The following is a 19,886-nucleotide window of genomic DNA, read 5'->3' as shown; positions in this document are numbered from 1 at the left end:
GGCGACCTCGGCAAACCCGGTGACCCCGTCGACTTCAGCGACCCCGGTGATCTCGTACGCACACGGCGTCGGCGACACCCCGCTGCTCGGCGACACCATCGGCGCCAACCTCGACCGGGCGGTCGCCGCCTGGCCCGACCGGGAGGCACTCGTCGACGTGCCCTCGGGCCGCCGCTGGACCTACGCCCGATTCGCCGCCGACGTCGACGAGCTGGCGTGCGCCCTCCTCGCGAGCGGTGTCACCAAGGGCGACCGGGTGGGGATCTGGGCCGTCAACTGCCCCGAGTGGGTCCTCGTCCAGTACGCCACCGCCCGCATCGGCGCGATCATGGTGAACATCAACCCGGCCTACCGCACCCACGAGGTCGAGTACGTCCTGAAGCAGGCGGGCATCTCGCTGCTCTTCGCGTCCCTCAGCCACAAGACGAGCGACTATCGCGCGATGGTTGGCCAAGTGCGCTCCAACTGCCCGCAGTTGCGGGAGACGGTCTTCATCGGCGACCCGAGCTGGGACGAACTGCTCACGCGCGCCACCCCGGCGCCGTTCCCGGAGCTGTCCTGCGACGACCCCATCAACATCCAGTACACGTCCGGCACGACCGGCTTCCCCAAGGGCGCCACCCTCTCCCACCACAACATCCTCAACAACGGCTACTTCGTGGGCGAGTCGATCGCCTACACCGAGCAGGACCGGGTCTGCGTGCCGGTGCCCTTCTACCACTGTTTCGGCATGGTGATGGGCAATCTGGCCGCCACCTCCCACGGCGCCTGCATTGTCATCCCCGCCCCCTCCTTCGAGCCGGCCGCCACCCTGCGCGCGGTCGAGCAGGAGCGCTGCACGTCCCTGTACGGCGTCCCGACCATGTTCATCGCGGAGCTGAACCTCCCCGACTTCGCCTCGTACGACCTGTCTTCCCTGCGCACCGGGATCATGGCGGGCTCGCCCTGCCCGGTGGAGGTGATGAAGCGCGTGGTCGCCGAGATGAACATGGCCGAGGTGTCCATCTGCTACGGCATGACCGAGACCTCGCCCGTCTCCACCCAGACCCGGCGCGACGACGACCTGGAACACCGCACGGGCACGGTCGGCCGCGTCCTGCCGCACATCGAGGTGAAGGTCGTCGACCCGGCGACGGGCGTGACCCAACCCCGGGGTACGGCAGGGGAGTTGTGCACCCGCGGCTACAGCGTGATGCTCGGCTACTGGGAGCAGCCCGACAAGACCGCCGAGGCCGTGGACGCCGGCCGCTGGATGCACACCGGCGACCTCGCGGTGATGCGCGAGGACGGCTACCTCGAGATCGTCGGCCGCATCAAGGACATGATCATCCGCGGCGGCGAGAACATCTACCCGCGCGAGATCGAGGAGTTCCTCTACGCCCATCCCAAGATCGCCGACGTCCAGGTCGTGGGCGTACCCCACGAGCGCTACGGCGAGGAGGTCCTGGCCTGCGTCATCCCCCGGGACCCGGCGGACCCCCTCACGCTGGACGAACTACGCACCTTCTGCGAAGGCCGGCTGGCCCACTACAAGATCCCCAGCCGCCTCCAGATCCTCGACACCTTCCCGATGACGGTGTCCGGAAAGGTACGCAAGGTCGAACTACGGGAGCGCTACGGCGTCCGATAAACGCCCGGGGCGTTCGATCACGCGGGGCCAAGGCCCGTAAGATCGGACGCCCTTGGGGGGTGAACATGGTCAGACAACGGCCCGGTACGACACCCACGCTGGAGGAAGTGGCCGCCCTCGCCGGTGTCGGGCGAGGCACGGTGTCCCGTGTCGTCAACAACGAGGCGGGCGTCAAGGACTCGACGCGGCGCGCAGTGCAGCAGGCCATCGCCGAGCTCGGCTATGTGCCCAACCTGGCGGCGCGTTCGCTGGCCGGGCGGCGGGCGGACGCCGTGGCGCTGGTGATCACGGAGCGGGACTGGCGGCAGTTCGGCGAGCCGTTCTTCTCCGAGACCGTACGCTCCGTCGGCGACGCCCTGACCGACACCTCCGTGCAACTGCTGCTCACGCTGGTCCGCACGGACGCCGAGCGGCAGCAGTTCGTCGAGTACGCACGCGGCGGCCGGGTCGACGGCGTCCTGCTGATGTCCGTCCGCGCGGAGGACCGCCTCCCGGACCATCTCGCCGACGCCGGCATTCCCACCGTGCTGATGGGCCGCCGCTCCGGCGACGAGCAGATCACCTACGTCGACGCCGACAACGTGGGCGGCGCCCGAGAGGCCGTCGGCCATCTGCTGCGCGGCGGCCGGCGGTCGATCGCGGCCATCGCCGGACCGCTCGACATGTACGTCGCCCAGTGCCGGCTGCGCGGCTACCGGCAGGCCCTCGCCGACGCCGGGATGCCCGACGAGGACTCCTGGGTCGTCGAGGGCGACTTCACCGAGGCGAGCGGCCGCCGGGCGATGACCGAAGTCCTGGAGCGCCACCCGCAGGTGGACGCCGTCTTCGCCGCCTCGGACACCATGGCCGCCGGAGCGCTGGCCGTCCTGCACGCCTCGGGCCGCCGCGTCCCCGACGACGTCGCCGTCATCGGCTTCGACGACTTCCTGCTCGCCGAGCACACCGAGCCCCGCCTGACCACCGTCCGCCAGCCCCTGGAGGAGATCGGCCGGACGATGGTGCGCCTGCTGCTCGAGGAGATGGAGCAGCCGGAGGTCGCCTGGCGGCACGTCATCCTGCGGACCCGGCTGGTGCTGCGCGACTCGGCCTGAGCCCACGCCCCGATGTCACAGAACGGCGGGCCGTGACGTCTCAAGGGTGTGGCCGTTCGGAAGGCCGATCCCGAGGAGGAACCCATGCCGGCGAACCAGGTGGAGACCAACAAGGCGACGTTCGCGCGCTTCCACGACGCCGTGAACGGCGGCGACCTGGAGGTCATCGCCAGGACCGTCGACGAAGTCGTCGCCCCGGACGTCGCGTTCCACGCGCCCGTGCCGGTGGGCATGACCGGCGCGCAGGCGCTCAAGCAGGTGTGGGCCGTGCTGCTGCGGGCGTTCCCGGATGTGCGGGTGACCATCGAGGACGTGATCGCCGAGGACGACAAACTGGTCTTCCGCAACACGGTCACCGGCACACACCTGGGCGAGTACCGGGGCGCCCCGCCGACCGGCAGGAAGGTCGAGTACAGCGAGATCTTCGTCGTCCGCTTCACCGAGGACGCCCGCATCGCCGAGATCTGGGGCGTCGTCGACGTCCTCACCCAACTCCGCCAGCTGGGCATGGTCCCGGACCCGTCCCCGTCTCCGGCCTCAGCCTGAACTCCGGGCCCCCTGGGACGCGTGTCCCCAGGGGGCCCTCCCTTTCTCTTGACACCGTGGGCCGCTGCTGGCTTCATGGCCGCGTATGGGAGCGCTCCCACGTTTCAATCCGGGAGCGCTCCCGCACGGCATGAACCGATCCCTCCTCCCCGCACAACACACCTGTACGGAAAGGACGATCCGTTGCGCCCGCACCTTCTCAACCTCCTCAGACGACGGCCCCGGTCGGGGCCCGCCGTCCTCGCGGCGACCCTCACCGCGGGGCTGCTGCTGCCGCTCGCCTCGGCGGGACAGTCCGCCGCGGCGCCCGCCTTCGCCTACGGCGAAGCCCTGCAGAAATCCCTCTTCTTCTACGAGGCCCAGCAGTCCGGGAAGCTCCCGGAATGGAACCGGGCCGGCTGGCGCGGCGACTCCGCGCTGAACGACGGCAAGGACGCCGGCCTCGACCTCACCGGCGGCTGGTACGACGCCGGTGACCACGTCAAGTTCGGCCTGCCGATGGCGTATTCGGCGTCCGTGCTGGCCTGGGGCGGCCTGGAGGAACGCGCCGCGTACACCAGCGCCGGACAGTGGACGCACCTGAAGAACAACCTCAGGTTCGTCAACGACTACTTCGTCAAGGCCCATCCCGCCCCCAACGTGCTGTACGGGCAGGTCGGCAACGGCGGCAAGGACCACGCCTGGTGGGGCCCCGCCGAGGTGATGCCGATGGAGCGCCCCGCCTACAAGATCGACGCCTCCTGCCCCGGCTCGGACCTGGCCGGCCAGACCGCCGCGGCGATGGCCGCCTCCTCCATGGTGTTCGCCGACAGCGACGCCGCCTACGCCGACAAGCTCCTCACCCACGCCAAGCAGCTGTACTCCTTCGCCGACACCTACCGCGGCAAGTACAGCGACTGCATCAGCGACGCCCAGGGCTACTACAACTCCTGGAGCGGCTACCGCGACGAGCTGGTGTGGGGCGCGATCTGGCTGTACAAGGCCACCGGCGACCCGGCCTACCTCACCAAGGCGGAGAGCTACTACGACAACCTCTCCACCGAGCCCCAGTCCACCACCCGCTCCTACCGCTGGACCCTGTCCTGGGACGACACCTCCTACGGCTCCTACGTCCTGCTCGCCCAGCTCACCGGGAAGCAGAAGTACATCGACGACGCCAACCGCTGGCTCGACTGGTGGACCGTCGGCGTGAACGGCGCCCGGGTCCGCTACTCGCCCGGCGGCCAGGCCGTCCTCGACAGCTGGGGCTCCCTGCGCTACGCCGCCAACACCGCCTTCGCCGCGCTCGTGTACGCGGACTGGCTGACCGGCGACCCCACCCGCAAGGCCCGCTACCACGACTTCGCCGTCCGCCAGATCGACTACGCGCTCGGCGACAACCCCCGCAGGTCCAGCTATGTCGTCGGCTTCGGCAGCAACCCGCCGACCAAGCCTCACCACCGCACGGCCCACGGCTCCTGGACCGACCAGATCACCAGCCCCGCCGACAGCCGGCACACCCTCTACGGCGCCCTCGTCGGCGGCCCGAGCGCGGCCGACGACGCCTACACCGACGACCGCCAGAACTACGTCAACAACGAGGTCGCCACCGACTACAACGCGGCCTTCACCGGCGCCCTCGCCCGCCTGTACGCCGAGTACGGCGGAGCACCCCAGGCCGACTTCCCGCGCGCGGAGACACCCGACGGACCCGAGATGTCCGTGCAGGCCTCGGTGAACGCCTCCGGCACCAACTTCACCGAGATCAAGGCCTACGTGATCAACAAGTCGGCCTGGCCCGCCCGTACGCTCACCGACAGCTCCCTGCGCTACTACTTCACGCTCGAACCCGGCGTCCAGCCCCAGCAGATCAGCGTCAGTACCAATTACAACCAGTGCGGCCCGGTCTCCGGCCCGACGCGTCACGCGGGGGACGTCTACTACGTCACCGTCGACTGCTCGGCCACCGACATCGCCCCGGCCGGACAGTCCGCGTACCGCAAGGAGGTGCAGTTCCGGATCAGTTCGGCCGGCGCCTGGAACCCGGGCGACGACTGGTCGTACCAGCGCATCGCCACCACCCCGGGCAGCACCCCGGTGGACGCCCCGAACATCGTCCTGCTGGAGGGTGCGGATCGGCAGTGGGGCGCCCTGCCCGACGGCAGCACCCCGACCCCGGACCCGACGCCGACACCCACGCCCACGCCCACGCCCACACCCACGCCTACCCCCACGCCGACTCCCACCCCCACCCCTGCCGACGGCTGCGCGGTCACCTACACCGTCGGGTCCTCATGGAACGGCGGGTTCACCGCCGAGGTCCGGGTCCGCAACACCGGGACGTCGGCCGTGAACGGGTGGCGGCTCGCCTTCTCCTTCAAGGGCGCCGAGAAGGTCACCAACGCCTGGAACGCCACCGTCACCCAGTCCGGAGCCGAGGTCACGGCCTCCGACGCGGGCTACAACGCGGCCCTCCCGGCGGGCGCCACGGCGACCTTCGGCCTCCAGGCGAGCGGCACCCCGGCCGGGACCCCGGCGGGCTTCACTCTGAACGGCCGCGCCTGCACCGGCTGAACCGCGGAACGCCCCCATTCGGGAGCGCTCCCAACATCCCTGTATGCGGGACCAGTTGAGGAGCCCTCCCGATCACCCCGACTGACCTGCGACTTCGAAATCCGTTCGACGCAATCACGCGCGCAGGGTTGTCAGGGGCATGGGGCGACTCCTACAGTCGCCACCGAAACCGGTGGGATGGGAGCGCTCCCATCAGTGGGGAGATGGGAGCGCTCCCGCATTGCTCCGCACACCCGCCCTCCGCAGCACGGCCCTGTCGAACCCCGCCAGAGAGGCCCCCGCATGCGATCGTCACCGCACCGCCTCCGCACCGTGCGCGCCCTGTTCGGCGCGCTGCTCACCGCCCTCGCCACCGTCGCCGCGCTGGTCACCGCCGGCGCCCCGGCCCAGGCCGACACGCTGATCTGCGAGCAGTACGGATCGACCGTGATCCAGGGCCGCTACGTAGTCCAGAACAACCGCTGGGGCACCAGCGCCCCCCAGTGCGTCACCGCCACCGACACCGGCTTCCGGGTCACCCAGGCCGACGGCTCGGTGCCGACCAACGGGGCCCCCAAGTCCTACCCGTCGCTCTTCAACGGCTGCCACTACACGAACTGTTCGCCCGGGACCAACCTCCCCGCCCAGCTGAGCACCATCTCCAGCGCGCCCAGCAGCATCTCCTACGGCTACGTCTCGGGCGCCGTCTACGACGCTGCGTACGACATCTGGCTGGACCCGACGCCCCGTACCGACGGCGTCAACCGGACCGAGATCATGATCTGGTTCAACCGGGTCGGCTCGATCCAGCCGGTCGGCTCGCGGGTCGCCACCGCCACCGTCGGCGGCCGCACCTGGGAGGTGTGGACCGGCAACAACGGCTCCAACGACGTGATCTCCTTCGTCGCCCCGTCGGCGCTCGCGAGCTGGAGCTTCGACGTCATGGACTTCGTCGACGCGACCGTCGCCCGTGGAATGGCCCAGAACAACTGGTATCTGACGAGTGTTCAGGCCGGGTTCGAGCCGTGGCAGAACGGTGCCGGGCTCGCGGTGAACTCCTTCTCCTCGACCGTGAACACCGGCGGCACCGACCCCGGTGGCCCGGGCGACCCCGGCGACCCGGCGGGCGCCTGCCAGGTGGCGTACGACACCAATGTCTGGCAGGGCGGCTTCACCGCCAACCTGACGGTGAAGAACACCGGTTCGGCGCCGGTCGACGGCTGGCGCCTCGGCTTCACCCTGCCGTCCGGGCAGCGGATCACCAGCTCCTGGAACGCGACCCTGACCGGTTCGTCGGGCGCTGTCACCGCGGCCCCCGTCGCCTACAACGCGCGCATCCCGGCCGGCGGCACCCAGAGCTTCGGCTTCCAGGGCACCTACAGCGGCACCTTCGCCGAGCCGAGCGCCTTCACGCTGAACGGCACCGCCTGCTCGGTCGTCTGACCGGCGGCACACCGACCCGCTCCGGGCTCCGCCCTGCGCCGACCAGGGCGGACCCCGGAGCGTTCCAGCCCCGCACCTTCGGCCCGCACGTGCCCCGCCCCTCCGGCCCGCACCCGGAAAGGCCCGCCATGAGCTCGCGCCCCGCTCTCCTTCTCCCTTCCCCCTCTTCCCCTTCCTCCTGCTCCTCCCGGCCTTCGCGTTCCGTACGCCGTCCCGCGCTCCTCGCCGCCCTGTGCGCCGGGGCCCTCGCCGTGACGGGGCTGACCGCGGCCGCGCCGCCCGCGCCCGCCGCGGTTTCCGCCGCCGTACTGCCGTACCAGGACCCGGCGTTGCCGGTGCCGCAGCGGGTCGAGGACCTGCTGGGCCGGATGACGCTCGACGACAAGCTCGGCCAGATGACCCAGGTCGAGAAGGACGCGCTGGTCCCGCAGTCCGACCTCGCCGCCTACCGCATCGGCTCGGTGCTCTCCGGCGGCGACTCCACCGTCAGCCCCAACAACGCCCAGACCTGGGCCGACACCTACGACGCGCTCCAGCGCACCGCCCTGGCCACCCCGCTCGGCATCCCGATGATCTACGGCATCGACGCGGTGCACGGACACAACGCGGTGCGCGGCGCCACCCTCTTCCCGCACAACATCGGCCTCGGCGCCACACGCGACCCCGCCCTGGTGCAGCGCGTGGGGCGGGCGGTCGCCGAGGAGGTGGCGGGCACCGGCATCGACTGGTCGTTCGCGCCCTGTCTGTGCGTGGCCCGCAACGACCGCTGGGGCCGCACCTACGAGTCGTTCGGCGAGACCCCCGAACTGCCCAGCGCCATGACCTCGTTCATCACCGGCATGCAGGGCGACACCCTGGGCGCCGACCCGGCCTCCGTGCTCACCACCGCCAAGCACTACCTCGGCGACGGCGGCACCACCGGCGGCGTCGACCAGGGCAACACCGAGATCTCCGAGGCCGAGCTGCGCGCGGTCCACCTGCCGCCCTTCAAGGAGGCGATACGGCGAGGCGTGGGCTCGGTGATGCTGTCGTACAGCAGTTGGAACGGAGTGCGCTCGCACGCCAACAGGTACCTGGTCACCGACATGCTCAAGGGTGAGCTGGGCTTCACCGGGTTCGTCGTGTCCGACTGGGCCGCCGTCGACCAGCTCGACGGGCAGACCGGCTTCACCGGCGCCGAGATCGCGACGGCCGTCAACGCGGGCGTCGACATGGTGATGGTTCCGCACGACTACAAGAAGTTCCTCACGCTGCTGCGCGGCGAGGTCTCCGCGGGCCGGGTCCCGCTCGCCCGGATCGACGACGCCAACCGGCGCATCCTCACCAAGAAGTTCCAACTCGGCCTGTTCGAGCGGCCCTTGACCGACCGCTCGTACACCGCCACGGTCGGATCGGCCGCCCACCGCACCCTCGCCCGGCAGGCGGTGCGGGCCTCGCAGGTGCTGCTGAAGAACGACGGCGGCATCCTGCCGCTGCCGAAGAACGGCAAGCTGTTCGTCGCGGGCAAGTCCGCCGACGACATCGGCAACCAGAGCGGCGGCTGGACCGTCGGCTGGCAGGGCCGCAGCGGCGCCGTCACCGAGGGCACCACCGTCCTGCAGGGCATCCGCGCCGCCGTCGCCGACCCCTCCCGGGTCACGTACGACCGCTACGGCAACGGCATCGACGGCAGCTACGGCGCGGCCGTGGCCGTCGTCGGGGAGACCCCGTACGCCGAGATGCGCGGCGACCGCCCCGGCAGCATGGGGTTGGACCAGGAGGACCTGCAGACCCTGGCCCGGCTGAAGGCGAGCGGCGTGCCCGTCGTGGTGGTGCTGGTCTCCGGCCGGCCGCTGGACATCGCCGCCCAACTGCCCGACTGGAAGGCCCTGCTGGCAGCCTGGCTGCCGGGCACCGAGGGCGCCGGAGTGGCCGACGTGCTGTTCGGCGACTTCTCCCCGTTCGGCAGGCTGCCCATGACCTGGATGCGCGACGCCTCCCAGCAGCCGGTCAACGACGGCGACGGCAAGACACCGCTCTTCCGGTACGGGTACGGCCTGACCTATGACAGCGACCCGGTCCCGGACCCCGATCCCGATCCCTCGCCCGCGAAGGCCTGCACGGCCACGTACAAGCTGGTCAACTCCTGGCCGGGCGGCCACCAGGCCGAGGTCACCGTCAAGAACACCGGGACCGGCCCGATCACCGGCTGGAGCGTGGACTGGGACCTGGGCGGCACGTCCGTCACCAGCCTATGGAACGGCACCCACACCGTCACCGACGGCCATGTCACCGTCCGCAACACCGCCTCCAACGGCTCCCTGGCCGCCTCCGCCGCCACCTCGTTCGGCTACACCGCGAGCGGTACCGCGGGCACCCCCGCCCCGCGCTGCACCCCGGCCTGAAAGACCCCCACGCACGACCCACGCTCGTCCCCCGGTTGTCGTCGCGGGTGCCCCCACCACCGGCACCCGCATCCCGCACCCCCGTATCCGAGGAGAGCACATGTCCGACCGGACCAGACGCGCGGGCGCCCGCCCGCCCCGGCCGCACGGCAGGCGGTCGGCGGCGCTGGCCACCGCGCTGACCACCCTGTTGCTGGGGGCGGCGGCGCAGCTGACCGCGCCGCGGGCGTCCGCCGCCGAGGCCCATGTCGACAACCCGTTCGCCGGAGCCACCGCGTACGTCAACCCCGACTACGCCGAGCGCGTCCAGACCTCCGTCGCCCAGACCTCCGACGCCACGCTCCGGGCGCGGATGGAGACGGTCAAGAGCTATCCGACGGCCGTCTGGCTCGACCGGATCGCCGCCATCCACGGCGGGACGGTCAACGACGGACGCAAGAGCCTCGCCGACCACCTCGATCTGGCGCTGGCGCAGAAGAAGCCCGGGCAGCCGATCACCGCCACGTTCGTGGTGTACGACCTGCCGGGCCGCGATTGCGCCGCGCTCGCCTCCAACGGCGAACTCCCGCTCAGCGAAGCGGGGTTGCAGCGCTACAAGACCGAGTACATCGACGCGATCGCGGCCGTTCTGAAGGACCCCAAGTACCAGGACATCCGCATCACGACCGTCATCGAGCCGGACAGCCTGCCCAACCTGGTGACCAACACCTCCGACCCGGAGTGCGCCCAGGCCAAGAGCAGCGGCATCTACGTCCAGGCCATCCGGTACGCCCTGGACCAGCTGCACGCCGTCCCGAACGTCTACACCTACCTGGACTTCGCCCATTCGGGCTGGCTCGGCTGGGACAACAACCTCTCCCAGACGGTGCAGTTGTACACGGACGTCGCCAAGGGCACCCGCGCAGGGCTGAGCAGCGTCGACGGACTGGTCACCAACGTCGCCAACTACACGCCGCTGGAGGAGCCGTTCCTGCCCGACCCGAACAGGACGGTCGGCGGCACCATGCTCAAGTCGGCGAAGTTCTACGAGTGGAACCCCAACTTCGACGAGTCGGACTTCACCAAGAACGTGCACCGGGCGCTGGTCACGGCGGGCTGGCCCGCCTCGACGGGCATGGTGGTCGACACCTCCCGCAATGGCTGGGGCGGCTCCGCCCGGCCGGCCGCCGAGAGCACCAGCACCGCCCTGGACACCTATGTCACCGAGTCCAAGACGGACCGCCGTACCCACCGCGGTCTGTGGTGCAACGTCAGCGGCGCCGGCATCGGACAGCCCCCGCAGTCCGCGCCCTCCGGCTATCCCGACTCGCACCTCGACGCGTTTTTGTGGGTGAAGCCGCCGGGGGAGTCGGACGGGGCGAGTGAGGAGATCCCGAACGACGAGGGCAAGCGCCTGGACCGCATGTGCGACCCGACGTACTCGGCGCCCAACGCGGGAGGCAACAAGACCGGCGCGCTGGCGGGCGCCCCGCTGGCCGGACACTGGTTCCACGACCAGTTCGCGATGCTGGTGCGCAACGCCTACCCGCCCGTGCCCGTCGACGGCGGCGGCCCGGGCGACCCCGGTGACACCACCGCCCCGACCACGCCGACCGGCCTGACCGCCACCGCGAGGACCGCGAGCAGCATCTCCCTGTCCTGGACGGCCGCCACCGACAACGTGGGCGTGACCGGCTACGACGTCTACCGCGACGGCACCCGCGTCACGGCCGCGCCCGTCACCGGGACCACCTACACCGACACCGGGCTGAGCGCCGCCACCGCGTACGCCTACACCGTGCGCGCCCGTGACGCCGCCGGGAACCTCTCCCCGGCCTCGACCGCGCTGAGCGTGACCACCGAGGCGGGCGGCGGCACCCCCGACCCGGTCGGCGGTCTGAAGGTGACCTACAGGAACAACGACACCTCCGCCACGGACAACTCCATCCGGCCGACGCTGCGGATCGTCAACACCGGCAGCGCCGCGCTGGACCTCGGCCAGGTCACGGCCCGCTACTACTTCACCCGGGACGGCGGCTCGGCCTCCGTCAGCGCCTGGTGCGACTGGGCGGCCGCCGGCTGCGGCAACGTCAGGCTGCGGGTGGTCCCGCTGAGCACACCGGTCGCGGGCGCCGACGCCTATCTGGAGGTCGGCTTCACGGGCGGCACCCTCGCCGCCGGCCGGGACACCGGCGACCTCCAGCTGCGGATGAGCAAGTCCGACTGGTCCGCGTTCGACGAGACCGGCGACTACAGCCGTACGACGGCCACCGCGTACGCCGACGCCCCGCGCATCCCCGCCTACCGCGGCGCCGAGCTCGCCTGGGGCGCGCCGCCCGCCTGAGACGGAACCCGAAGGAGAAGGACCCCGAAGGAGAAGGACCCCGACCCCACAGGAGAGAGACTCATGGCTCGACCCAAGCGACGATCACTGTCCTTACTGGCGGTGCTGGCCACCCTGCTCAGCGGGCTGGGCCTGGCCCTGATCGGCCAGGGCAGCGCCGAGGCCCACGGTGTGGCGATGATGCCCGGATCGCGGACGTACCTCTGCTATCTGGACGCCAAGACCAGCAACGGCGCCCTCGACCCGACCAACCCGGCGTGCAAGGCGGCCCTCGCCGAGAGCGGCGCGACCTCGCTGTACAACTGGTTCGCCGTGCTCGACTCCAACGCGGGCGGCCGCGGTGCCGGGTACGTACCGGACGGCAAGCTGTGCAGCGCGGGCGACCGCTCGCCCTACAACTTCACCGGCTACAACGCGGCCCGCGCCGACTGGCCCCGTACGCATCTGACGTCCGGGGCGACGATGCGGGTGCGGTACAGCAACTGGGCCGCGCACCCGGGCGACTTCCGGGTGTATGTGTCCAGGCCCGGCTACTCGCCCACGCAGCCGCTGGGCTGGGGCGACCTGGAGCTGATCCAGACGGTCACCAACCCGCCCCAGTCGGGGTCGCCGGGCACGGACTCCGGCCACTACTACTGGGACCTGCGGCTGCCCTCGGGCCGCTCGGGTGACGCCGTGCTGTTCATCCAGTGGGTGCGCTCGGACAGCCAGGAGAACTTCTTCTCCTGCTCCGACATCGCCTTCGACGGCGGCAACGGCGAGGTGACCGGCATCCGCGGCTCGGGCGGCACGCCGACCCCCACGCCCACGCCCACGCCGACCCCGACTCCGACGCCCACCCCGACCCCGACGCCGACTCCCACGGACCCGCACACCGGGTGCATGGCCGTCTACTCGGTGACGAACGCCTGGAACGGCGGCTTCCAGGGTTCGGTCGAGGTCATGAACCACGGCACGGCACCGCGCGACGGCTGGGCGGTGCGCTGGCAGCCGGGCACCGGCACCCGGATCAGCAGCGTCTGGAACGGTTCGCTCAGCACCGGCACCGACGGCACGGTCACGGTCAGGAACGTCGACTACAACCGCACCATCGCGCCGGACGGCAGTGTCACCTTCGGGTTCACCGCCACCTCGACCGGCAACAACGTCCCGGTCGGCTCGATCGGCTGCGTCACCCCGTAACACCGCTCGTCGACCGGCGCCGGCTCCCGCTCCTTCGCGGGGGCCGGCGCCCTCATGTGCGGGGGAGGGCCGAGAGCGCGTCGGCGTGGTCGTTGACCGGCTGCGGGGTGCCGGTCAGGTCGAGGACGAAAAGAGGCACGCCCAGAGTCTCGGCGCCCACCCGGGCCTCGTCGGCGTAACCGGCGAGGGAGAAGTAGACACACTCCGCGGACTCCGTCTTCGCGGTGAGCCACAGACACTCGACGTCCCGCAGCGAGGCCGGGCGCACGGTCGGGTCGACCTGGGCGAGGATGCCGCGCGCGGCGAGGCCGATGCCGGACGGTGGGCGCTGGTCGGCGCGGCGTATGTCCCTGTAGCCGAGCCAGCGCAGATACAGGGCGGCCGCGGTGACCGCGTCGCGCGCGGTGCGGATGGTGACCGGCTGGAAGGCGGGGCGGGCCGGGGGAGGTGTGAGGGCCTGGGCCGTCTTCACGGGATCCGCCGCCACGGGGACCCGCAGGACCGTCCCGCACGGACAGCCCAGCTCGGGTCGCGGCCACGGTGTGCCGCGCCCGCAGGCTCCGCAGCGCAGGGTGAGCCACTCCTCGTCCCAGGCGCGATGGGTGACGGGGACGGCCTGCGCGTACCGGTCGACCGGCGGGACGACCGGGGCTCCGCAGGCGCACGGGTAGGACGGCGCCGCGTAGAGATGCTCGCGACGGCAGGCGGGACAGCGCACCGGGACGCCCTCGGACATGGCCCCATGCTCCTCCTGCCCGCCCCCTGTTGTCCGCGCTTTGTCCGTCCCTTGTCCGTCCCTTGACGGGCTTCACCACTCCAAATACATTGCTTCCAGATAGTAGAAACTCATTTCCGCAATACGGAAACTTGCGGGATGTGAACAACGCGGAAAGGTCTCACCGCGGGGCGCGACGGTCGAGCCCATCCGACAGCCGAAGCAGGAGTACTCCATGGCTCGTATGACCGCTGCCCGCGCGGCAGTCGAGATTCTCAAGCGCGAGGGCGTCACCAACGCGTTCGGTGTCCCGGGCGCGGCGATCAACCCGTTCTACGCGGCGCTGAAAGCCTCCGGGGGCGTCAACCACACCCTCGCCCGGCACGTCGAGGGCGCCTCGCACATGGCCGAGGGCTTCACCCGTACCCACCCGGGCAACATCGGGGTGTGCATCGGTACGTCGGGCCCGGCCGGCACCGACATGATCACCGGTCTGTACTCCGCCATCGGTGACTCGATCCCGATCCTGTGCATCACCGGCCAGGCGCCGACCGCGGTGATCCACAAGGAGGACTTCCAGGCCGTCGACATCGCCTCCATCGCCAAGCCGGTGACCAAGATGGCTGTCACCGTCCTGGAGGCCGCTCAGGTCCCCGGCGTGTTCCAGCAGGCCTTCCACCTGATGCGCTCCGGCCGTCCCGGCCCGGTCCTCATCGACCTGCCGATCGACGTCCAGCTCACCGAGATCGAGTTCGACATCGACACGTACGAGCCGCTGCCGGTCTACAAGCCGGCCGCGACCCGCGCGCAGATCGAGAAGGCGATCGGGATGCTGAACGCGTCCGAGCGCCCCCTGATCGTCGCGGGCGGCGGTGTCATCAGCGCCGACGCCAGCGAACTCCTCGTCGAGTTCGCCGAGCTGACGGGCACTCCGGTCGTCCCGACCCTGATGGGCTGGGGCGCCATCGCCGACGACCACGAGCTGAACGCCGGCATGGTCGGCCTGCAGACCTCGCACCGCTACGGCAACGCGACCTTCCTGGAGTCCGACTTCGTCCTCGGCATCGGCAACCGCTGGGCCAACCGCCACACCGGCAAGCTGGACGTCTACACGGCCGGGCGGAAGTTCGTCCACGTCGACGTCGAGCCCACCCAGATCGGCAAGATCTTCGCCCCGGACTACGGCATCGCCTCCGACGCGAAGGCTGCGCTGGAGCTGTTCGTGGAGGTCGCCCGCGAGCTGAAGGCGGCCGGCAAGCTGCCCGACCGCGGCGACTGGGCCGCGTCGGCCCAGGAGAAGAAGGCCACCCTCCTGCGCCGTACGCACTTCGACAACATCCCGATCAAGCCGCAGCGTGTCTACGAGGAGATGAACAAGGCCTTCGGCCCCGAGACGCGCTACGTCACCACGATCGGCCTCTCCCAGATCGCCGGCGCGCAGATGCTGCACGTCTACCGGCCGCGTCACTGGATCAACTGCGGCCAGGCCGGCCCCCTCGGCTGGACCATCCCCGCGGCCCTGGGCGTGGCGAAGGCCGACCCGGAGGCGCAGGTCGTCGCCCTGTCCGGCGACTACGACTTCCAGTTCATGATCGAAGAACTGGCCGTCGGCGCGCAGCACAAGATCCCGTACGTGCATGTCCTGGTCAACAACTCCTACCTCGGCCTGATCCGTCAGGCGCAGCGGGCGTTCGACATCGACTTCCAGGTCAAGCTGGAGTTCGAGAACATCAACTCGCCCGAGCTGGGCGTCTACGGCGTCGACCACGTCAAGGTCGCCGAGGGCCTCGGCTGCAAGGCGATCCGCGTGACCGATCCGGCCGAGCTGGGCGCCGCCTTCGAGCAGGCCAAGAAGCTCGCCGCCGAGTTCCAGGTCCCGGTCGTCGTCGAGGCCATCCTGGAGCGCGTCACCAACATCTCCATGTCCGGCACGAACGACATCAGCAACGTGGTCGAGTTCGAGGACCTGGCCACGGAGCCGGGTCACGCCCCGACGGCCGTCAAGACCCTCAAGGTCTGAGTCCACAGCCACCCACAGAGGGGCCCGCACCGTACGGTGCGGGCCCCTTCGCCATGCCCCCATCTGCCCTCTCCTGCCGCCCTCCGGGTGCCGGCCGAACGTGGTTGCTCGCGCAGTTCCCCGCGCCCCTGGGAGCTGCCCCTTCCTGCCGTCGTCCGGCTGCGGGTTGTGTGTGGTTGCTCGCGCAGTTCCCCGCGCCCCTTAGGGCGTCGCCGCCAGGGGCGCGGGGAACTGCGCGACCAGCCCACCGCGGCCCGCACCCGGACGACGGCAGCAAGCGGCACCTCCTCGGCCGCGCAAACCGAAGAGCGCCGGATGCGGGACCGTCCGCATCCGGCGCTCTTCAGCCCGGTGAGGTATTCAATTGGTGACCGTCCGACGGCACGAGGCTGGGCGCGACAGAACATTCGCGCCGCCGGACGGAGTCCATTGGCTGGGACCGCGACGGTCGCGACGGTTCCGGGAGCCTCTTCCCTCAGGTCGAGAAGAGGGCCCCGCACCTTCACCACCGCACTGGCTCGCACACCGCCGCGGTCCTCGGCCTGCCCGCGCACCGCCGATCGGCCACCCCTCATCCGGGCCGATCGGCGGGCGCGGGCCGCCTCGGTGGAGGTCAGTCCTCGCGCAGGGCGCGGACCGCCTCCTCCACGCGCTTGCCGTACTCGGGGTCGGCGGCGTGGAAGTGAGCCAGGTTCTTCTCGATCACGTCGTCGCGGGAGACCTGCGAGAGGCCACCGGCGATGTTCGCGACCAGGCGGGACTTCTCCTCCGCGGACATGAGCCGGTACAGCTCGCCCGCCTGGAAGAAGTCGTCGTCCTTGGTGTGCAGCGGCGCCACGTGGTTGCCGGTGTGGCCGTCGACCGCCAGCGGGGCGGACAGCGGGCGGCCGGTCTCGACGGGGCCGTCGTAGGAGTTCGGCTCGTAGTTCTTGGCGCCGCGGCCCTGCGGGTTGAGCGCCATGAATCCGTCACGGCCGTAGTTGTTGGCCTCGGTCGCCTTGGGGGCGTTCACCGGGAGCAGGGTGTGGTTGACACCCAGGCGGTAGCGCTGCGCGTCGGCGTAGGCGAACAGACGGCCCTGGAGCATCTTGTCCGGGGACGGACCGATGCCGGGCACGAAGTTGTTCGGGGAGAACGCGGCCTGCTCGACCTCGGCGAACACGTTGTCCGGGTTGCGGTCGAGGACCAGCCGGCCCACGCGCTGCAGCGGGTAGTCCTTGTGCGGCCACACCTTGGTGAGGTCGAAGGGGTTGAAGCGGTAGTCGGCCGCCTCGGCCGCCGGCATGAGCTGCACGTACAGCGTCCAGGACGGGTTCACACCGCGCTCGATGGCCTGCAGCAGGTCCGTCTGGTGGGAGTTGGCGTCCTTGCCCGCGAGCTCCGCGGCCTGCTCGCTGCTCAGGCAGCGGATGCCCTGGTTCGTCTTGAAGTGGTACTTGACGAAGAAGGCCTCGCCCTGCTCGTTCGTCCACTGGTAGGTGTGCGAGCCGTAGCCGTTCATGTGGCGGTACGACGCCGGGATGCCGCGGTCGCCCATCAGCCAGGTCACCTGGTGCGTGGCCTCGGGGGCGTGCGCCCAGAAGTCCCAGACGTTGTCCGGCTCCTGCTTGCCCGTGAACGGGTCGCGCTTCTGCGAGTGGATGAAGTCGGGGAACTTGATCGGGTCCTTGATGAAGAACACCGGGGTGTTGTTGCCGACGAGGTCGTAGTTGCCCTCGCGGGTGTAGAACTTCACGGCGAAGCCGCGCGGGTCGCGCACCGCGTCCGCGCCGCCGAGCGAGTCGGCAACGGTGGAGAAGCGCAGGAAGACCTCGGTGCGGCGGCCGATCTCGCTCAGGAAGTCGGCGTGGGTGAAGCCGGTGACGTCGTCGGTCACCTCGAAGTAGCCGTACGCGCCGGAACCGCGGGCGTGCACCACGCGCTCCGGGATGCGCTCACGGTTGAACCGGGCGAGCTTCTCCAGGAGCTGCTGGTCCTGGATCAGGAGCGGGCCGCCGACGCCGGCGGAGGCGGAATTCTGGTTGTCGGCGACCGGGGCGCCGGACTCGGTCGTGAGCACGCGCTTCGACATCGTGGACCTTCCGTGCGGGTGTCAGCGGAAACCTGTTTCCGCTTTGTGGAGCCTAGAAGTGAGGGATCTGAGCGTCAACAGTTTGTTGAAACGTAATTCCGGGCCGCGGCGCCGCCTGGGCGCGACAGGACAGGTGTCGGCGGCGCCGCGGCCCGGAAGTCTCAAAGGGTCAGGCCTGGGCGCCGGAGAGGCGCTCCACGGCCCGCAGCAGGGCCGAGTGGTCCAGGCCGCCGTCGCCCTGGGCGCGCAGCGACGCGACCAGCTGGGCCACGACCGCGCCGACCGGCAGGGCCGCGCCGACGTTGCGGGCGGCGTCGGTGACGATGCCCATGTCCTTGTGGTGCAGGTCGATGCGGAAGCCCGGCTTGAAGTCGCGGTTGAGGAAGTTGTCCTTCTTCCGCGTCAGCACGGTCGAGCCCGCCAGGCCGCCGTTGAGGACGTCCAGGGCGGCCGAGAGGTCCACGCCGGACTTCTCCAGGAAGACCACGGCCTCGGCGCACGCCTGGATGTTCACGGCGACGATCAGCTGGTTGGCGGCCTTCACGGTCTGGCCCGAGCCGTGCGGACCGCACAGCACGATGGTCTTGCCGAGGGCCTCGAGAAGCGGCTTGGCCTCGTCGAAGTCGGCCTGCGTGCCGCCGACCATGATGGACAGCACGGCCTCGATGGCACCGGCCTCGCCGCCGGAGACCGGGGCGTCCAGGACGCGGATGCCCTTGTCGCGGGCGGCGGCGGCCAGGTCGACCGAGGTCTGCGGGGTGATCGAGGACATGTCGATCAGCAGCGCGCCGGACTTCGCGTTCTCCAGGATGCCCTCGGGGCCGTAGGCGATGGCCTCGACCTGCGGGGAGGCGGGGACCATCGTGACGATCACGTCGGCGTCCTTGACCGCCTCGGCGATCGAGCCGGCGGCGGTGCCGCCCGCGGCGGCCAGGCGGTCCAGCTTGTCCTGCTCCAGCGTGAAGCCGGTGACCTGGTAACCCGCCTTGATCAGGTTCTCGGACATGGGGGAGCCCATGATGCCGAGGCCGATCCACGCGATCTTGGGGAGGTTGCTCATGATGGGGGCCTTTCGGGAAAAACGGGGGTGGTCAGCGGGCCGCGCGGGCCTCGGTCGGCAGCCAGTCGAAGGCCTCGGCGCTCGGGCGGTCGCCCGGCTTGTACTCGAGGCCGACCCAGCCGTCGTAACCGGCCTTCTTCAGCTGGTCGAGCAGCTCCTCCAGCGGGAGGGAGCCGGTGCCCGGGGCGCCGCGGCCGGGGTTGTCGGCGATCTGGACGTGGCCGGTCTTGGCGGCGTACTGCTCGATCACCTGCGGCAGGTCCTCGCCGTTCATGGACAGGTGGTACAGGTCCATGAGGAACTTGGCGTTGCCGAGTCCGGTCGCCTCGTTGACCTTGTCGACGACCTCGATCGCGGCCGGGGCGCTGACCAGCGGGTACAGCGGCGACTCGGGCTTGTTCAGCGTCTCGATCAGCAGGATCGCGCCGACCCGGTCGGCCGCGCGGGCCGCGCGGACCAGGTTCTCCAGGGCCAGTGCGTCCTGCTCGGCCGCCTCCACGCCCTCGACGCGGTTGCCGTACAGGGCGTTGAGCGCCTTGCAGCCCAGGGACCGGGCGAAGGCGGCCGCGACGTCGATGTTGGCGCGGAACCGCTCCGACTCCTCGCCGGGCACCGACAGGGCGCCACGGTCCGGGCCGGGGAGCTGGCCGGCGTAGAAGTTCAGGCCCGTGAGCTGGACGCCCGCGTCCTCGATCGCCTTCTTCAGGGCGTCGAGCTCGGACTGCTCCGGGGTGGGGGAGTCGATCCAGGGCCACCACAGCTCGACCGCGGTGAAGCCGGCCGCGGCGGCGGCCGCGGGGCGCTCCAGGAGCGGGAGTTCCGTGAAGAGGATCGACAGGTTGACGTTGAAGCGCTGGTCTGCGAATCCCATCGGGGGCCGCGCTCCCTT

13 protein-coding genes are annotated in these 19,886 nt (G+C 70.7%); 9 read left to right on the top strand and 4 right to left on the bottom strand.

All coding sequences use genetic code 11. The annotated features are described in order from the left end of the window. Positions 1-19: 19 nt before the first annotated feature. The 8 genes from ACIQ6Y_RS04405 (at position 20) to ACIQ6Y_RS04370 (ending at position 13,131) form a co-directional block, all read left to right on the top strand. Positions 20-1,630, top strand: coding sequence for an AMP-binding protein (locus ACIQ6Y_RS04405; protein WP_404033695.1), 1,611 nt, complete (start codon positions 20-22; stop codon positions 1,628-1,630). 65 nt (positions 1,631-1,695) lie between these two features. Continuing rightward, on the top strand, positions 1,696-2,721 hold the full coding sequence (locus ACIQ6Y_RS04400) for a LacI family DNA-binding transcriptional regulator (RefSeq protein ID WP_404032725.1): 1,026 nt from the start codon (positions 1,696-1,698) through the stop codon (positions 2,719-2,721). An 84-nt stretch (positions 2,722-2,805) separates the two neighbouring features. Then, the gene (locus ACIQ6Y_RS04395; RefSeq protein ID WP_404032723.1) at positions 2,806-3,267 is read left to right on the top strand and encodes an ester cyclase; all 462 of its coding nucleotides are present in this window, start codon (positions 2,806-2,808) and stop codon (positions 3,265-3,267) included. 183 nt (positions 3,268-3,450) lie between these two features. Next, the gene (locus tag ACIQ6Y_RS04390) at positions 3,451-5,820 is read left to right on the top strand and encodes a glycoside hydrolase family 9 protein (protein WP_404032721.1); all 2,370 of its coding nucleotides are present in this window, start codon (positions 3,451-3,453) and stop codon (positions 5,818-5,820) included. 282 nt (positions 5,821-6,102) lie between these two features. Then, a complete protein-coding gene (locus ACIQ6Y_RS04385; protein WP_404032718.1) occupies positions 6,103-7,242 on the top strand; it encodes a cellulose binding domain-containing protein in 1,140 nt (379 codons plus the stop codon). A gap of 251 nt (positions 7,243-7,493) precedes the next feature. Next, positions 7,494-9,626, top strand: a complete 2,133-nt coding sequence (locus tag ACIQ6Y_RS04380; RefSeq protein WP_404032715.1) for a glycoside hydrolase family 3 N-terminal domain-containing protein — start codon at positions 7,494-7,496, stop codon at positions 9,624-9,626. A 100-nt stretch (positions 9,627-9,726) separates the two neighbouring features. Further along, the gene (locus ACIQ6Y_RS04375; protein WP_404032712.1) at positions 9,727-11,949 is read left to right on the top strand and encodes a glycoside hydrolase family 6 protein; all 2,223 of its coding nucleotides are present in this window, start codon (positions 9,727-9,729) and stop codon (positions 11,947-11,949) included. 63 nt (positions 11,950-12,012) lie between these two features. After that, positions 12,013-13,131 (top strand): lytic polysaccharide monooxygenase, encoded by a 1,119-nt coding sequence (locus tag ACIQ6Y_RS04370; RefSeq protein WP_404032710.1) that lies wholly within the window; start codon positions 12,013-12,015, stop codon positions 13,129-13,131. Positions 13,132-13,183: 52 nt separating this feature from the next. Here the strand turns inward: ACIQ6Y_RS04370 and ACIQ6Y_RS04365 are convergent, their stop codons facing one another. Next, complete coding sequence (locus ACIQ6Y_RS04365) at positions 13,184-13,867, bottom strand: hypothetical protein (protein ID WP_404032707.1); 684 nt, start codon at positions 13,865-13,867, stop codon at positions 13,184-13,186. A 214-nt stretch (positions 13,868-14,081) separates the two neighbouring features. Here ACIQ6Y_RS04365 and gcl point away from each other — a divergent pair, with 214 nt between their 5' ends. Then, on the top strand, positions 14,082-15,866 hold the full coding sequence (gene gcl / locus ACIQ6Y_RS04360) for a glyoxylate carboligase (protein WP_404032705.1): 1,785 nt from the start codon (positions 14,082-14,084) through the stop codon (positions 15,864-15,866). A gap of 613 nt (positions 15,867-16,479) precedes the next feature. Here the strand turns inward: gcl and ACIQ6Y_RS04355 are convergent. The 3 genes from ACIQ6Y_RS04355 to ACIQ6Y_RS04345 all read right to left on the bottom strand — a co-directional run bounded on the left by ACIQ6Y_RS04355 (position 16,480) and on the right by ACIQ6Y_RS04345 (position 19,868). After that, positions 16,480-17,937 (bottom strand): catalase, encoded by a 1,458-nt coding sequence (locus tag ACIQ6Y_RS04355; protein WP_404032702.1) that lies wholly within the window; start codon positions 17,935-17,937, stop codon positions 16,480-16,482. A 169-nt stretch (positions 17,938-18,106) separates the two neighbouring features. Continuing rightward, entirely contained in the window at positions 18,107-18,997 is an 891-nt protein-coding gene (locus ACIQ6Y_RS04350; protein ID WP_404032699.1) for a 2-hydroxy-3-oxopropionate reductase, read from the bottom strand. 31 nt (positions 18,998-19,028) lie between these two features. Further along, positions 19,029-19,868: a TIM barrel protein gene (locus tag ACIQ6Y_RS04345; protein ID WP_404032696.1), complete on the bottom strand. Its 840-nt coding sequence runs from the start codon at positions 19,866-19,868 to the stop codon at positions 19,029-19,031. Positions 19,869-19,886: the final 18 nt, after the last annotated feature.

This window comes from Streptomyces sp. NPDC096205, from assembly GCF_044763135.1.
Classification (GTDB): domain Bacteria; phylum Actinomycetota; class Actinomycetes; order Streptomycetales; family Streptomycetaceae; genus Streptomyces.
This window is presented reverse-complemented; position numbering and strand designations above follow the sequence as displayed.

Excerpts from the sequence above, each read along its gene's own strand:
- ACIQ6Y_RS04365 (WP_404032707.1), bottom strand. The coding sequence starts at position 13,867 with ATGTCCGAGGGCGTCCCGGTGCGCTGTCCCGCCTGCCGTCGCGAGCAT.
- gcl (WP_404032705.1), top strand. The coding sequence starts at position 14,082 with ATGGCTCGTATGACCGCTGCCCGCGCGGCAGTCGAGATTCTCAAGCGC.
- ACIQ6Y_RS04345 (WP_404032696.1), bottom strand. The coding sequence starts at position 19,868 with ATGGGATTCGCAGACCAGCGCTTCAACGTCAACCTGTCGATCCTCTTC.
- ACIQ6Y_RS04370 (WP_404032710.1), top strand. The coding sequence starts at position 12,013 with ATGGCTCGACCCAAGCGACGATCACTGTCCTTACTGGCGGTGCTGGCC.
- ACIQ6Y_RS04395 (WP_404032723.1), top strand. The coding sequence starts at position 2,806 with ATGCCGGCGAACCAGGTGGAGACCAACAAGGCGACGTTCGCGCGCTTC.
- ACIQ6Y_RS04350 (WP_404032699.1), bottom strand. The coding sequence starts at position 18,997 with ATGAGCAACCTCCCCAAGATCGCGTGGATCGGCCTCGGCATCATGGGC.
- ACIQ6Y_RS04385 (WP_404032718.1), top strand. The coding sequence starts at position 6,103 with ATGCGATCGTCACCGCACCGCCTCCGCACCGTGCGCGCCCTGTTCGGC.
- ACIQ6Y_RS04400 (WP_404032725.1), top strand. The coding sequence starts at position 1,696 with ATGGTCAGACAACGGCCCGGTACGACACCCACGCTGGAGGAAGTGGCC.
- ACIQ6Y_RS04355 (WP_404032702.1), bottom strand. The coding sequence starts at position 17,937 with ATGTCGAAGCGCGTGCTCACGACCGAGTCCGGCGCCCCGGTCGCCGAC.
- ACIQ6Y_RS04375 (WP_404032712.1), top strand. The coding sequence starts at position 9,727 with ATGTCCGACCGGACCAGACGCGCGGGCGCCCGCCCGCCCCGGCCGCAC.